General features: G+C 61.5%; 12 protein-coding genes. 5 read left to right on the top strand and 7 right to left on the bottom strand.

The features are described from left to right. The first annotated feature begins 97 nt into the window (after positions 1–97). A complete protein-coding gene (locus AB6A66_RS14185; protein ID WP_371056401.1) occupies positions 98–424 on the top strand; it encodes a helix-turn-helix domain-containing protein in 327 nt (108 codons plus the stop codon). Between the two features lie 23 nt (positions 425–447). On the opposite strand, the gene AB6A66_RS14180 is transcribed toward AB6A66_RS14185, so the two are convergent. The 3 genes from AB6A66_RS14180 to AB6A66_RS14170 are packed head-to-tail and all read right to left on the bottom strand — an operon-like array spanning position 448 to position 5,363. After that, positions 448–2,430: a type IV secretory system conjugative DNA transfer family protein gene (locus AB6A66_RS14180; protein ID WP_371056400.1), complete on the bottom strand. Its 1,983-nt coding sequence runs from the start codon at positions 2,428–2,430 to the stop codon at positions 448–450. Beyond that, a complete protein-coding gene (locus AB6A66_RS14175; protein WP_371056399.1) occupies positions 2,423–4,774 on the bottom strand; it encodes a relaxase/mobilization nuclease domain-containing protein in 2,352 nt (783 codons plus the stop codon). Before AB6A66_RS14175 ends, AB6A66_RS14180 begins: the two co-directional genes overlap by 8 nt. Then, positions 4,761–5,363: a helix-turn-helix domain-containing protein gene (locus tag AB6A66_RS14170; RefSeq protein WP_371056398.1), complete on the bottom strand. Its 603-nt coding sequence runs from the start codon at positions 5,361–5,363 to the stop codon at positions 4,761–4,763. The genes AB6A66_RS14175 and AB6A66_RS14170 overlap by 14 nt, the downstream gene beginning before the upstream one ends. A 578-nt stretch (positions 5,364–5,941) precedes the next feature. On the opposite strand from AB6A66_RS14170, the gene AB6A66_RS14165 reads away from it, so the two are divergent. From AB6A66_RS14165 to AB6A66_RS14150, 4 genes are all read left to right on the top strand, one after another. After that, complete coding sequence (locus AB6A66_RS14165) at positions 5,942–6,643, top strand: ParA family protein (RefSeq protein ID WP_371056397.1); 702 nt, start codon at positions 5,942–5,944, stop codon at positions 6,641–6,643. Between the two features lie 304 nt (positions 6,644–6,947). Then, positions 6,948–7,316 (top strand): hypothetical protein, encoded by a 369-nt coding sequence (locus AB6A66_RS14160; RefSeq protein ID WP_371056396.1) that lies wholly within the window; start codon positions 6,948–6,950, stop codon positions 7,314–7,316. Between the two features lie 145 nt (positions 7,317–7,461). Next, positions 7,462–7,632, top strand: a complete 171-nt coding sequence (locus AB6A66_RS14155; protein WP_284166037.1) for a hypothetical protein — start codon at positions 7,462–7,464, stop codon at positions 7,630–7,632. Between the two features lie 138 nt (positions 7,633–7,770). Further along, the gene (locus AB6A66_RS14150; RefSeq protein ID WP_371056394.1) at positions 7,771–8,880 is read left to right on the top strand and encodes a Fic family protein; all 1,110 of its coding nucleotides are present in this window, start codon (positions 7,771–7,773) and stop codon (positions 8,878–8,880) included. A gap of 145 nt (positions 8,881–9,025) precedes the next feature. Here AB6A66_RS14150 and AB6A66_RS14145 read toward each other — a convergent pair whose 3' ends face one another. The 4 genes from AB6A66_RS14145 to AB6A66_RS14130 form a co-directional block, all read right to left on the bottom strand. Beyond that, positions 9,026–10,585 (bottom strand): hypothetical protein, encoded by a 1,560-nt coding sequence (locus AB6A66_RS14145; protein ID WP_371056393.1) that lies wholly within the window; start codon positions 10,583–10,585, stop codon positions 9,026–9,028. Further along, positions 10,582–11,961 carry a toll/interleukin-1 receptor domain-containing protein gene (locus tag AB6A66_RS14140; protein WP_371056392.1) on the bottom strand — a complete coding sequence of 460 codons (1,380 nt, stop codon included), beginning with the start codon at positions 11,959–11,961 and terminating at the stop codon, positions 10,582–10,584. The genes AB6A66_RS14145 and AB6A66_RS14140 overlap by 4 nt, the downstream gene beginning before the upstream one ends. Positions 11,962–12,220: 259 nt before the next feature. Further along, complete coding sequence (locus tag AB6A66_RS14135) at positions 12,221–13,153, bottom strand: hypothetical protein (RefSeq protein ID WP_371056391.1); 933 nt, start codon at positions 13,151–13,153, stop codon at positions 12,221–12,223. After that, positions 13,153–14,841 carry an AAA family ATPase gene (locus AB6A66_RS14130; RefSeq protein WP_371056390.1) on the bottom strand — a complete coding sequence of 563 codons (1,689 nt, stop codon included), beginning with the start codon at positions 14,839–14,841 and terminating at the stop codon, positions 13,153–13,155. The genes AB6A66_RS14135 and AB6A66_RS14130 overlap by 1 nt, the downstream gene beginning before the upstream one ends. Between the last annotated feature and the right edge of the window lie 13 nt (positions 14,842–14,854).

Here is a 14,854-nt window from a genome sequence, read left to right as displayed (position 1 = left end):
GACCCGCTTCACTGTTGATCCACTTGAAGAACAGGAGTAACAACTCGCAAATCCGCGAACAAGCGGATTGACGGGGAGAGAAAGCTATGAACCGGCCATGTCCGCCGACGGTGTGACCTTTGGACAGGCGATTTCGAAGGCCCGCAAAGGGCTCGGTCTCAGCCAGAAGGAGCTCGCAGCGCGCGTGATGAAGGAAGAGGGCGGCGGGTCAATTTCCCCGCAGTACCTCAACGATATCGAGCACGATCGACGCAGCCCCAGCTCGGGGCACCTCATCCGCCAGTTTTCCGGCATTCTGAATATCCCAGAGGACTACCTTTTCGCCCTCGCTGGCAGGCTGCCTGACGATATGCGGCTAGAAGCGGCCAACCCAGACAAAGTTGTTAAGGCATTCGCCAATTTCAGGAGAACTCTGCGGGAGTAATTGATTTTGAGGTTGTTATATGATCACGCATACTCCGCGATGATCGCGCGGGTGGTCTGAACAGCCGCCGCAAGTTGGGTCCTGTCGGCCTCCTTGAGCCCCAGTCCAGCCAGATCGAACGACAATTGACCGGACCCACCGCCACCCGCCGCAGCGCGTGCTGCTCGGCCGCGCGCCCGACCTATTGGCGCTGGCTGCGGATCCTGCGTCTCCGTTGCAGGTAGCTCAACGGTCATCGACGAGGACGCAGTCCCAGACCCCTGTGCCCCTGCAGCCGCCCGCACCGCCTGCAGTTCCAGCTTCAGCTTCTCTACCGTCTCCCGCGTCTCGGTCATCTGCCGGTCCCGCCTCAGCCCGTCCTCGTCAGGGTACGGGAAACTCCCCGCCTGCCCGGCATGCAGCACCTTCAGCGCCGGGTCCTCAAAGTATTTGATCCGCCTTGCCCGGATCGGCATCTGCGCGTCGATCACGAGGATAACTTTGTCGAGGTCCATACGCCGGGCCTGGTCTTCCGTCAGGAGCGGCGTGTCTTCGGTCCGCTCAGATACACTGCGACCCTCGAACGGGTTTCGTCCGACGGCGCGGGACCGCGTCACCACGCGCTTGGTGGTCTTGCCCACGGCCTGGCTCAGCTCCTCGATGGTCTTCTGCTCGGATGGGGTGAGGTAGAGTTTCACGCCCGCGCCGCCCTGCAGCGACCGGCGGGTGTTTTCACCATAGATCTCGTCCAGCGCGGGGATCGTCTGGGTGACGATGGCGAGGTTGCCGCCGAAGGAGCGCAGCGTCTTGATGCTCTCGGCGACGATCGGCATTTTCCCGAGCCGGTCGAACTCGTCGAGCATGATCATCACCGGCCAAGGCTCGTCATCGCCGGGCTCCTGCGCCTGCAGCGAAGCGATCAGGTCCGAGAAGAACAGCCGGATCAGCGGGGCCAGCGGGCGGATCATCTCGGACTCGACAACGAGATAGATCGCATGCGGGCGACGCCGTATGTCCCGGAAGGAGAAGTCCGAGGTCGCAGTGGCTGCGTCGATGGCACGGTTGTCCCAGGTGTCGAGACCCGAGGTCATCAAAAGCGACAGGTAGGAGGTCAGGGTGTCGTTGTTGGTCGAGGCCATGCGCTCGAAGATCAGCTTGGCCGACCTGTTCTTCACCTCATGCGCGCGCTTGAGGTACTCCTTCTGCTTGTCGCCACCCGAGGCGGTGATGCGGTAAATCTCGCCGATGGTCGGCACGCCGCGCTCGAAAGCCAGAAGGCCGGCCGCCACAAAGAGATCGATGCCGCCTGCCAGGAGACCGCTCAGCTTTTCGTTGTCGGTCTGCAGGAAGAGCTTGGCGGTCAGCTTCAATTCCATCTGCTGCCGGTCGGGGTTGGTCATCGCCGCAATGCGCGCCAGCGGATTGTAGCGGTGCGTCGGGCGGTCCCAATCGGTCGGCGCGAACCGGAACACCTTGTCGCCCATGCTGGCGCGGAAACGCGAGGTCTCGCGGAAGTTTTCGCCCTTCACGTCCAGAACCACGGCCGAGCCTTTGTAGGTCAGCAGGTTCGGGATCACGAAGCCCACGCCCTTGCCCCGACCGGTGGGGGCCACAATCAGCGCATGCGGGAAGGTCTTGGACACAAGGAAGGGGCGCTTCGATTTCGGGGGGCCGAGCTTGCCGAGAAGGAAGCCGCCGCCCGGTTTGGCGAAGAAGCCATTGCGCTTCATCTCGGCCCGGGTCTGCCAATGCGTCGTGCCGAAGCGGGTCAGCGCCTCGCCCAGGAGCGTGATGCTGAGCAGGAACGCCGCAACACCAAACACCGCAAGGATCAGGTTCACCCAGACGAAGTCGCGTGGGGCGCTGGACCCCAGTGCGCGGTATTCCCGTGCGAGCAAGGTGAAATCGATGCGCTCAGGCGACAGCCCATAACGCAGGATCAGATAACCCGTGGCCACGACATAGCCGATGGCGAGACCGATCAGGGTCAGGCTCAGGATGCCGCCCGCAATCTTGCCCTTATCCATGGGTGATCCCTTTTTCGCCGTGGGCTGCGGCATGGCGGGCGCGCTGTGCCTCAATCTGCTCCTCTGCCAGGGCATCCAGCACCCGCTCCATGGCGGGGCCGTGGGCAGTCACCTCGCTGCTCTCCAGATAGGCCTTCGCAAGCTCCAGCTGCCGCAGCGGGTGCTCGGTGAACTTTTCCAGCACATCGGCATGGCCAGCACGCAGGGCGGTCACGGCGTTTAGCGTGAGGTTGCGGTCGATTTGCGCTACAAGGCGCTGTCCGGCGGCGTCCGTGAGCGGCGTCTCTTCCTCCGCCTCAGCCCTGCGCAGGAACGTCATGACATCGGGGGCGGTCTCCGCCATGAATCGCCGCTCGGCATAATCCTGTCGGGCCTTGTCCTCGATCTCGAAGCTCCGCTCGCTGATATAGGCGCGCGATGCCCCCATGGCGCGAAGCTGGTTGATCTCTTCCTGCACCGCCGCCCCGAACTCGTCATCCGGCATTTCCGCGCGGTAGCGCGCCAGATTGCGCGCGTCCTCGGTAATCGGACCCAGATCATCTGAAGGATGGCGCAAGGCCAGTTCCATGTCGCCCGCGTGGAGCCTGCGGTCCTTTTCCTCGACGGCGAATTCCTGCGGCTTGCGGCTGTCGGTGATCTTGTCCCAGGCCATCGACGCCAGTTCGGCATGATCGGGCGATCGTTGTGCATAGGCGTTGAAAGCGGCGCGGGCCTCTTCCACTTCAACGGCACCGGCCCTGCGCACGGACGGATCGTCCGAGAACGGGTGGTCGAAGTCCGTCCGGCGGAACTGAGCGACCAGTTGCTGGAAGTCCTGCCGCTCGGACGGAGCAAACACATCTGGCCGCTCGTCGACCAGATCGCGCTCGGACAGCTTCACACGCTCGGCCAGGGTAACCGGGTCATCTTTGGTCTCGTCCACCTCATCTACTGCCCGCAGGATACGCGCATCGGTCAGAGCATCGCCCAAACGGACATGGACGTCTTCCAGCCGGTCCAGCGCTTCCTCGCGGTCCTCGCCCTTTTCCAGATCGAGGCCGCCCGCTTTCGCGATGGCGCGCAGATCCTGCGCCAGCCACTGCCGTTCGAGAGCGGCATTGCCTGCACCCTCGCGCACGCGGGCAGCAACTGCCTCGGGATCGATGCCCGTGCCCTGCAGCGCCTCGCTGAGACGCGCCTTCACCGAATCATCGTCGAGCCGCCCCAGCTGGTCCTCGCGCATGTTGGCCCGCGCATAGACGCCGTCCCGGGATGGTGCATCGAGGAGCGTGGTCGAGCGGTCCCCGAGCGGATTGAGATGCGCGACCGATGCCAGCACATCTGTGAGCTTGCGCTCGATCTCCGGTCGCGCGGCCGCGGGCGCCCGGTCGATTGCCGCCTCGATCTGACGGATGTTCTGAGAAAACTCGGTGATCAGCGTGTCGAACGCTGTTTCGTCTTGGGACATGTAGATGGCTCCGTCAGATTGGATCTGACCGCCCCTGGCAAGGATGGTGCTGGCCCGCTCAAGCGCCTCGGCCACGTCACCGAAGTTGGACCGGGACGCCTCGGCAGCCAGACCCCGATAGGTTAGCGCGTTGCGCGCCACCGTCTCCACGGCAGCGGCGAGATCAGCGCCTGTGCGCTGGCGCTCGACCGGCGGGCGGCCCTCGTCACGGGCTTTGTAGACCTCGTCGATCTCGGCGCGGTAGGTCGTGACCCCCCGGTCAAGACGCCGTGTCGCCTCGAGCCGGATCCCGTGGAGCTGCGCCGCCTCGACCATCGCCACCCGGAAGGCGTCGTAGTTGAAGTGGTGATCCTTCCCGAGAAAGAACATTTCGCCATCCTTGCTGCGGCGGTTCAGAACGATATGCGCATGTGGATGCGCGCGATCTTGGTGTATTGCAGCAATATAGTCGAATTGCGACCCCTCACCTTGAAAGAACTTCTCGCAGACGGATTCCGTGATCGCGCGGACCTCCTCGCCGCTGGTGCCAACGGGAAAGGCCATGAGGAGATGCGAGGTATGCCCGAGCTTCGGGCTGTGCCGCTCGCCCCACTGATTTTCAAAGCGCCGCACGACCCGGTCGATCTCGGCCTCGGTCAGGGTCTTCTTGCCATCATGCGTGCCGCGGCTATCGAGGATGTGGCTCGACTTGGTGGTGAGGTAGGTCAGCTGGGCCTTAAGCTGCGCGCCGGTGTGGCACCCTCCCTTCGAGATCGGCTTGAAGATGGCCGGCGAGTAGCCGCGCGCAGCCCGGACCATCTGCGCCTTCTTCGACAGCCCCTGCCAACTGCCTGAGACCCGGCTCCAGTCACGGTCGAAGAGGGCGGGCCCGACGCCGCGCGCCTCACTCCGCACCATGTTCGGCCACCTGCTCCGCTTCCGGCCGTGCCAGACCGGCGAGCGCCTTGGTGACCTCGAGGTCCAGTTCGCGACGCCGCGCGCGGAACATCTCCTGGATCTGGTCGGCCATGTCGAAGACGAGCACCGCAAGGTCGCGGATCTCGGCATGGCTGGCGGGGGTATAGGGCAGGCGCTCGCCCTTAAGCTTTGCCTCGTTCAGGCGGCGCGCGACCTGGTTCACGTTGTTGCCGACCCGGTTCAGCGCCGCGCTCATCCCTTTCAGTTCATCCGTCATGCCGTGATCCGGGCGCAGGAGATCGTCGGCGGCCAGCATCAGGCAGCGCATGGCGTCTGACCGGTGGGAGATTCCGCGCCGAGCGAGGGCCGCATCGAAGCCACGAAGGTCGCGCTCGGTTACCCGCATGGTCAGCACGCGGGTGCGGCTGTCGTTGGCCGAGACGGCGGAACGACCCCGGCCGAGCACGTTGTAGACGGTCTTGGGGGAGACCTTCAGTGCAGCACTGATCGCACTGACCGGGACGCCTTTCGCCCGTTCCCGGACGATCTGACGGCGCTCCTGATCGGTCAGTCTGCGACTGCTGCCCATGTGAAGTATACGTTCCTATTTCTTGCCAACTTCGTACAAGCCCGCCTTCTCCCAGCACAAGCGGAGAAGGCACCAAGGGCTTGTACTCAATGTAGAAAATCGGCCAGCCAGGCCGATTTGACGTCCTTTGGCAAATGCAGCGCGCAACGCGCTCAATGCAACGCGTCCCGCGTTCCCTGCACCGCGCATCGCGTCCTTTGGACGGCGTTTTGCGCGCCCTGCAGCACGTCTTCTGGCGAGTGCCCGATGACATGTGCCGCCTGCATCGCGCATGGTGCGGAATGCATTTCGTCCCATGCGACATGCATCGCGTTCCCTGCGTCGCGCGCTATGGCCCATGTCGCCTGTCGCGCGTCATCTGGGGACCGCATCGAGCAGACGGGAGGACGCCAGGTGTCGCGTGCAGCGTGCCTTCCGCCCCCGGCGCGACGCACCATGCGCCCCGCATTTCGCCTGAGGGACCCCGCATCCCGTCTTCTGCTTGACGCCGTCGCAGACAGAGGTTAGCGACAAAGAAACATCTTTGTCGCGTTTAACCATTCTTGTGAGAGGTCCGCCCCATGCCGAACGACAATCTCGTGGTGATCGCCGCGATGGCCCGGAAGGGGGGGAGTGGCAAGACCACGCTCTCGCGCGCCTTGATCAGTGCTGCTGTTGCCGCCGGCCGTCGCGTCCTTCTGATCGATACCGACAGCACAGGTGTGCTCGGCACCTGGCACAAGCGGGCTGAAGCCGCGGGGTTGGGATCGCCCCTGCTGCGCTCTGCGACTGTCGAGAGCGTGGGGGCCGTGGATCGCCGGATCGAGCAGGTCTATGCGGCGGACTCGGCGGATTTCATCTTCATCGATACAGCAGGCGTCGGGGCCGAGTGGTCGGACGGGATCGCCGTTCTGGCGGATCACATCGTAACACCGGTGATGCTCTCGACCTCGGATCTCGATGTCGGCGCACAGACCGCCGACTGGTTCGAAAAGCTCCGCGCCCGCGTCGATGATCCCGAAAGCCTACCGCGGCACCACGTCGTTCTGAACATGGTCGACCCAAAAACCACGCGCGCCGATGCCGCCCTCATCGAGGCGGCAATCGCGCGGTTCCCGGTGGTCGAGACCGTGATGATGCGCAGGAATGTCTACAAGGAGATGGACGAAAAGGGCCTCCTGCACGCTGTGGCGCTGCAGAAGCAGGCCGATCCGAACCCCCTCATGCGCCCCCATGTGCGCCATGTGGTCGAGGCGCTCGAAGAGGCGACTGACATCCTCAACAACATCCTCGCGGCGTGAGGGTGGAGCGGTGAGGAAGAAGATTCCGACAATCACGCGGCCCGACCCGGCTTATGCCGCATCCCTGCGGCCAGAGGTGGGAGAAGACCCGGGAAGGGAAGAGGTGCGGCTCGCGGAGGTGATGCCAGAACCTGGTAGCGTGCAGCCCGCAGTCCTAGACGATCACGCTGCTTCGCCGCAAAGGACGCAGCCTGCGCCCCCACATCAACCCAGACAGGAGGCAACCGGATCCGCTGAGCCTGCGGTCATGTCATCACCATCCCGCCCGCGACGTAGTCCGGAGACGCGCAAGATCGACATCCGGGTGAACGCGCTGGAACGGCAGGAGGAAGCCCTGATCGATTGCGGCGTCGATCCCGCCCATGTGATCCGCGCCGCCCTGCGCCGCGCGGTCAAGAACTGGGAGCTCGGGTCCGAGTTCGTCCCACCGTCGGAAGAGCAGCGGACGCGGATCACCGAATGGCGCGCACGCACCTCGCTGGCGGTCGATGCCCCTGCGCTGACTGCCCTCTTGCGCGCGCATGACCCCCTCGATGTGCTGAGCAAGTGGGCCCTGGTCCGCGGTCAAATCGAGCCACGCGTCTGGGCAGAGATCGACATACTCCTGGACGAGATCGCCGTTCGCGCTGCAGCGCAGAAAGCAGAAAAGGATATGCCAGAAACCTGTCTATAAAGACAACTTGTCCTTTTGTCGGTGGGTTCTTGCCGAGGCCGCCCACTTCATCTTGCAGTTGCAGAAACCCATCCCTAAGACGTTCAAAACGATATTGCGGCCTCGTTGTTAACAAGTCCTGAGGTCAGTTTGAGAGGAGCACATCGTGACCACTTTTCCGCGGCTTACGGCCGAACCGATCATGCGCATCCTCTGCAAGAAGACCGACACGCTTGTGGGCTACCTGTACCAATGGAACAATGGCGACCTGCAGCCTGCCTGGCTCGATGATGCCATGCCCGACGTGCGCTACGAGCCGATGGTCGAGGCCGCCTGACCCGCGCAGAGGCCCAGCCTTTTTAGCGATCCTGCCGAGGTGTACGCCGGTTCAAGCTTCTGGCATGATGCATAGATCGCGCTTCCATAAATCATGTTTTGGCGCTATTTTGAGTTATAGGAAAGGAGCCTATAGCTCATGCGCTGGAACTGGTCGCAACCCGACTGGCCGAATTTCCGCTATGACAGTATTGCCGTCGAACCTCTCGAACGGCAGTTTCTGTTGTCGTCCGGAGAGATCGTCGGTGCCGTCCGCCATGTGGCCGACGACGAGCGCGACCGCCTGCGCATCGAGCTGCTGAGCGAAGAGGCGATGCGGACGAGCGCCATCGAAGGCGAGGTGCTGGACAGGGCCAGCGTGCAATCCTCTCTCCGCCGTCAGTTCGGCTTGACCGCCGACGGCGCACCGTCAAGGCCGCGCGAACAGGGCGTCGCCGAGATGATGGTGGACGTCTACTCGACCCACGCCGCGCCTCTAACCCACGAGACCCTCAGCCGCTGGCACGGGATGCTGCTGTCCCATGACCGGGGCCTCGAGACCATCGGGGCCTATCGGCGGCATTCCGATGCGATGCAGATCGTCTCTGGTCGCATCGACCGACCGACGGTGCATTTCGAAGCGCCTCCGTCGGCGCCAGTCCAAGGCGAAATGGACGTGTTCGTCGAATGGTTCAACCGCACGGCGCCAGCAGGGTCCACGCCACTGCCCGCGCTGACGCGCGCGGCACTTGGGCATCTGTGGTTCGAGAGCGTCCATCCGTTCGAGGACGGCAATGGCCGCTTGGGCCGCGCTCTGGCTGAAAAGTCCCTCGCCCAGAACATCGGCCAGCCGAGCCTAATCGCACTGGCCTACACGATCGAACGCGACCGCAAGGGGTATTACGACCAGCTCGAAGCCCACCAGAAGACGCTGGATGTGACCGCGTGGCTTTTGTGGTTCGGCGAGACGGTGTTGAACGCGCAGCAGGTCACACTGACGCGCGTTGCCTTCTTCATCGCCAAGGCGAGGTTCTACGACCAATTCCGTGATCGACTGAACGAGCGACAAGCCAAGGTGATCGAGCGCATGTTCCGCGAGGGGCCCGACGGGTTCAAAGGTGGCCTCAGCGCAGAAAACTACATCTCCATGACCAGCACATCGCGCGCGACCACAACTCGGGATCTGCAGGACCTGGTGGAGATGGGCGCGCTTAGCCGTACCGGGGAGCGGCGGCACACAAGGTATTGGCTAGAACTTGACCGCGGCTGAAGACTGGGAACGCCAGAAAATGATGTTCGCATGATTTTGTTTATGTAATGCAATCGACGATTATGGTGTGAAGCGGTCGGTCGATGGCCATCAGCTGGCGACACCAGAGCGGTAACAGGCTCGGACTGCCCCGCGATGCTTGCGCTTAGATGTAGAACTTGAACGGCTGTCTTTCGGCATCCTGAGCACTCCCCATGACCAGCACATCGCCGACCTTGTCTGCAAACCGGACCGTAACTGGGAGGGAATCGGCGAACGCGGCCGAGTTGTAGTTAATCTTTGTGAGTTTCAGAATGTCCGACAGAACGAGCGCGATGGAAGGTATGTCGCCTGTCGATCTCAGGATAGTCACCGAGATCGGGTTGGGCGTCTCAGGACCCATGTAGGTGTCGAGACGCGGCGTATACCCCGATGTCCAGAGAAACGCGTCCCGCTCACCTAGTACAACGGCAGTCCCGCGAATACATGGGTAGTCACCCTCCCGGAATAGCTTCATGTCCCCCGAAGTAGGCCGTATCCGTACACCGGTGATAGTCGTTCCCGACGGCGCAGCCTCGGCGAAGGCGTCCCATTCATCGGGGCTGAACTTCGTCTTGCCGTGAATGAACAGCTCCTTCGGATCCGCACCGAACTTGGTCCGGTACGTCTCGATGACCCGCTCAATGAGGCCGCGGGCAGCGTCCTTTGACAGGTGGAACTCCTTGCCCTCGGTATACCAGGGGCCGTTCGCCCCGCGAAACACTACACCATCGCCCTCGCTCAAGAACATTTGGGCGGCACAGCATGCATGATGGTCGCGATGGTTTGGGATCAGCTTGAAAACGAATCCGACGTAGCAAACTCCCTCGCGCATGCCCGCCACCTTCCATGGTGGCCTGGACTGACTCTTGTAATAGAGCGCCGTCGCAAGATTCCAGGCGACTGTTGCAGGGTCCTGCGTACCTCGCTTAGGACGCCCCAAGCGGTCGAGATGCCTCTCAGGAGCAATCGTCGTTTCGCGGATGATCTGACAAGGCTGTGCGTGAACTAGGAGCTTGGCCTTCATCTGTCGATGGAAGTCGGGAACATCGTCGAAAATGTCCTCTGCGCTCGTGTCGAGCAGCCCGTCGAATAGCGGCAGGATCTCCCTTCTCTTCGTCTTCTTGGCGAACTCGCCAGGGGTAAGATCTTGGGCTTTTCGCCCGCTTCCGGATGATCGGCATCGCTCGTGGACGATTTCCGGAACGACCATGAGCCAGACGTCGACGGCCGCTTCCTCGTTCCTGAGATGACGGACTACTGCATCGACATATAGATCGGCCGTTTTGGCTACAGCTTCGTGGTGATTAGCGATCGTAGTCGTGCGCTCGATCTCCGCCAAATCAAGATTGCAGGTGACGAGTGCCTTCTCGTCGACGGTAATCGCGTACGCTTCGCGCAGGCCCGGAAAGTCCGAGAGGTGAGGGCGGTCAATCTTCTCACGCTCACCGGCCACCGGAACCGAGATCCCGGCACGGAGGCGTGAGAGCCAGGATTTCAAGTCCGCAATCCCCGCTGCCGTGCCGACTACGCCGACGCGCACCACTGAACCAGCGACTGATGCGCCCGCAGGCCCATAAAGAAAAAGACCGTCCTTCGGATGATCGAGACGCTGGCCATGCCCGAACTCGAGGTCTGGCTCATCGATGAAAAGCGTTGTCAACGATATCTCGGGTAAATCCGTCATGCTTCGTCCTCCCCGAAGAATCCGTCGAGCGTCGAGATGTCCTTCTCCTCGGCCTCTTCGCCTAAATCGTGCAGTTGTCGAGCCGTCACGGGTACCGTGACCTGGATCGGCATAGCATCAAGGACAATGTATGACCCCCCTCCGGTCGGCAGCGTCACATAAGGACTCTCGCCCGCCATCAACTCGAGAAATGCCATCAACCTTCCATGCCAGGCCCGGTTGCGCCATGCACTGCAGACGCTTCGCCGCAAACGGTGCTGCGTGCGCGGATCGTCGATGACCGCACCCTTCTTTATTCCGTCAAGTTCGGAGAAGAGAACTCGCGCTTTGAGGCGGTAGTGGGGGAATGGAACGAGGCTGGGATAGGCTGTGATCCCAAATTCCCATAGCTTCTTGCGTGCGATGTTGCGGAGCACCGACGAGCGTCGCTGTCCTTGCCGCCCCCAACGGATGCGCTTCCCAATCTCGATCTTGCCTTCGCTTACGATCGCCGCGGATCCATTGGAAAAGAAGTGCTGAAGAAAGCCCTGGTTCCTACACTGTATTTCCCAAGCCACCCGAAAAAGATTTACGAGGTGGCGACGGGCATCAATCGACCCGAGACTCGAAGCTGGATACCCGTTCTCGCTGAAGTCGGTATAGGCGACGGACCATAGGGTTTCAAAGCGCCCGGTTGCCGGGAATACAGTCTCGAAGTCTGAAGCTGTCGCAAAGGAGAGATATCCGCCAGCATGCTCCAGAACCGGAAAAGGCGCCTCTTTCGCCAAGGCCCCAATCCGCTTTTCGCTCAGACTTCCAAATGGCCTAACATGGTAGATTTCGTCAGGAACTGTCAGCACACGCAGCCAGTTCGAGGTGAGAACTTCTGGCTCTCGCCTTAAGGCCACCGCTTGGCGCCGCCGGTATGCCGCCCATCCAGGCTGAATGGCTCGGGCTTCCGACCGGGGCACGTTCTCCTCTTCCAGAAACTCAAGAAGCTTCGTCAGGCCACCAGCCCAATTCCGCTCAAAGTCGATGTACTGGAGGCTCCCGATTCGGAATAGCTTCTTGAAGCGTTGCATTTTGAGAGGAACGATGAACCGAGAGTCGGTGAGTGATCGAGAAAGGTCTTTGGCAATTTCGATCTCTTCAATAACCCCGTCGCGGGCAAGCGTTTCGTCACTGCAGCAAAGCAGCATTTTGATCGCCTCGTCCTGCAGCGTCCGAGTAATCTTGAGGCGCCACCCGTCTCCTGGAGACAGGTCGAGGATGTCAGCGAAGACCTCATACCCGTGGGCCTCAAGGCGAGGTGCCAGCCAACTTGCAAAAGCATCGTCACCGGGTGTCGCCTTGGAAATGAAAAGCTTGGTGCGTGGAAAGACGGATTTTTTGCTCATGAGATCAGGATCGCGCCGGCGAACTAACATTGCAAAGGAGTGCGTAAATTATGGCGCAATTGTTCTGAGTTTCCTTCCATACTTTGCTCCTTGTTACGACAATTCTCTCATTGCCAAGATGAAGTTCTACGCGCAGATCACCTATCGGCGAAACGAGAAGCAGTCTAACGTGGCCGAATGCGTATTTCTTGAGGGGCCGATAAAGCTCAAGTTAAGGTCATTTTGTCCACGCTACTCGCATCCGTTCAAATGGTGCGCTCTAAAACAGCTCAGTACCTCCATCGTCTCGGATGCGCACAGCCGATCCAACTCGAGCGTAGACCGTTGATCCGTCTGAAAATCTGCTGCGAAGCCCCTGAGCGTGTTCGAAGTTCAGTAAAGTGAAAGCGGCTGACTCGTCGGGACCATCCGCAGATAGGCCCGCTCCGATCATGATCCCACCAAGCTCCGTCAGAACGTACCGATCATGGAAGTCCTCGCCGCCTAGTTTTTCCGACCATGCATAGAATTCGATGCGATAGCCAGGAGGGAGCAAGCCTGTGACCTTAGCGGATCCGTCGCGAGCAAGGATCTCTGCCGATGGGCGAGTATCGTGGTCACGGAAATGAATTCTGATGGCTTTCGTTTGACCCGGATCCCCAACAAGCCGCGCAAGCAGTGAGACCAGCGTGGCAAGATAATTACCCTTCGCAGAACGGAGGTCGAAATACGGATCAACGATATCGACCTCCTTTGATACCGCAGTCAGGGTATGCAGGGCATCGGCAATCTGGTCAGCGGTCCTTGTCACGTCACAGCTGGTTGTTGCTCTAAACAGCGGGTGCGCGTCAGAGCAATCGTCTGGCTCCATCGCCTCAGCGCAAGCTGTGCTTCCGGCGTGACATATGATTGCTTTGAAAGGTCGGTCCGCGTGTTCGCGTAGCACGTTGGTGATCCAGTTTGCCTCGTGCTCATATGAGCGGGAGAAATTGACGACCTTGCGCCTCGAGTCATTCAGCCGTTCAACAATTCGAAGATAATCTCTGTCTGAAACGCCGGCGTTTCTCGCAGCTTCCTTGACCATCCTCTCCCATTTGCTGGGGAGGCGAGAAATTAGCCGGCCCTTGTCAGCACCGAAGCGGTCGATCAGGTCCTTGAAGGTTCGCCAGTCCGCTCCGATGGCTGCAGGCTCTACCGCGTATTCCGACAGCATCAGAACAGTTCCTCAGCCCGTTCCGCGAAGAAGCCTTGTGGCCACCGGTCGACGAAATCACCATCCGGGCTAACGCGAAGGGGCCGGAAGCGGACACCTTCAACCGAAGACTCGACGTAGATCACGGAGAGGTCATCGGGAGTCAGTCCGAGCACGCCGGGCGGAACCTCACCATCGGTCCGCTCCCGCACACGGCGAAGCAGCCGCAGCATGATGTGTTCGCTGTGCGTCTCGATGATCAGGGTCTTTCCAGACGTCAGCTTATCCTGATCTGCGGTTGCAGCCTTGATGAACAGGTCGCCCATGCCGACCTGGATGGCGGGGTGAACATGGAGTTCTGGCTGCTCGACCCCCAGAACGCCGTCCTGCTTGCGCAACGAGGCGACGACCACCGGGACCATCTGCGAGATGCCGACGCCGACGTCGCCCGGTGCAACCAGGATGCCCTTTTCGAAGTCACGGAGGGCGATCTCTGTCCGCTTGGCGAGGCTCAGGTAGAGCTCCTGCAACTCGGCAATGTCGTCTTCGTTGAGACCACGCTCAAACATCTGGTGCATGGCACTTGGGACCGGGATTTCTTTGAACTCTACCCGTTCCAGCCTGTAAGTCGTTCTCAGCCGCTCCTCGCCAGAGAGCCACCAGTTGACCTCGGCCATTAGTTCGCCGCGACGGTCGTTGTACAGCAGGTCCCATGCGGCAAGCCCTTGGGCCCAGCGAGCCTCATCTGGCGTCACCTGCGGCCGATAGCTGCGCGAAGGGATCTCGCGTAGCGGGCCGATGTAGGTCATCTGCATCAGGTGGTCCCGCACCAGCCGGACCGGGCCGAGGACCATTTCGGAAAGAAGCGCCCGGAGGCCGTTGACGCGCGGTGTACGCGCCTCCAGTTCGGCCTTCTTCACGTCCGGGTCGCGGATATCGAGGACGAGGTCGCGGTCCAGCCGCGGCAGTGCGCCCAGCTCGGTGCCAACGGCGATGCGCAGTTGGTCATCGGGCGTGTCTGGTGTCGAGCGGTCTGCGGCGGCCTCGCGCGCGAGCAACCAGATTTCTTCCTCAAGCGGCGACCCCGCCATGTCCTCGTCGTCGAGGTCTTCTGGTATGTCGCCAGGACGCACGGCGCGCCGCAGGAGTGGGTGCGAGAAGTTGAAGTCGGTCAGCTGCGCTCGGCCCTCTGCAGGGGGAGAAACGATGGCGGCAAGCGGCTCGCCGTCCATTTCAATGGCAAGGCGCGAGACATAGGGTGCTTGCTCGAGCGCGCTCCAGCGGATGTCGACTTCTAGTCCGACCTCCTGCACGATGGCATAGTCGCGATACTCGTCACTTTCTCCGACCAGGTATCGAACGAGCAGCTCTGTGAACTCGGGGGCGCCGATCGACATACCAGCGTTGAGCGGCAGGCCGTCCGAGCCCTGGTCAGCCGAGAGGTCGAGGACAACCTTCAGGATCACAGTTCGGTCCAGCTCGTGGTTGTGGACCAGTGTTGCGAAGCCACCGAGGTCGATGAGGCCGCCAGCGATCGTTCGATCGGGATCGACGTTCCCACGCTCGAGGATTTCCCGCAGATAGTGCAGCGCCTGCAGGATTGTGCTCTTTCCGGCGCTGTTCGGACCGAAGAGCAGCGTTATCGGTCGCAAGTCGATGCGCTGCCGTAAGCCGATGCCTTTGAAGTTTTCAATTTCGATCCGGGTCAAGCGCATGGCGGCA

Origin of the sequence: Rhodosalinus sp. K401, assembly GCF_041365735.1 — a bacterium.
Lineage (GTDB): Bacteria > Pseudomonadota > Alphaproteobacteria > Rhodobacterales > Rhodobacteraceae > Rhodosalinus.
This window is presented reverse-complemented; position numbering and strand designations above follow the sequence as displayed.

Coding starts and splice junctions, on each gene's coding strand:
- AB6A66_RS14185 (WP_371056401.1), top strand. CDS start 98: ATGTCCGCCGACGGTGTGACCTTTGGACAGGCGATTTCGAAGGCCCGC.
- AB6A66_RS14180 (WP_371056400.1), bottom strand. CDS start 2,430: ATGGATAAGGGCAAGATTGCGGGCGGCATCCTGAGCCTGACCCTGATC.
- AB6A66_RS14175 (WP_371056399.1), bottom strand. CDS start 4,774: ATGGTGCGGAGTGAGGCGCGCGGCGTCGGGCCCGCCCTCTTCGACCGT.
- AB6A66_RS14170 (WP_371056398.1), bottom strand. CDS start 5,363: ATGGGCAGCAGTCGCAGACTGACCGATCAGGAGCGCCGTCAGATCGTC.
- AB6A66_RS14150 (WP_371056394.1), top strand. CDS start 7,771: ATGCGCTGGAACTGGTCGCAACCCGACTGGCCGAATTTCCGCTATGAC.
- AB6A66_RS14145 (WP_371056393.1), bottom strand. CDS start 10,585: ATGACGGATTTACCCGAGATATCGTTGACAACGCTTTTCATCGATGAG.
- AB6A66_RS14140 (WP_371056392.1), bottom strand. CDS start 11,961: ATGAGCAAAAAATCCGTCTTTCCACGCACCAAGCTTTTCATTTCCAAG.
- AB6A66_RS14135 (WP_371056391.1), bottom strand. CDS start 13,153: ATGCTGTCGGAATACGCGGTAGAGCCTGCAGCCATCGGAGCGGACTGG.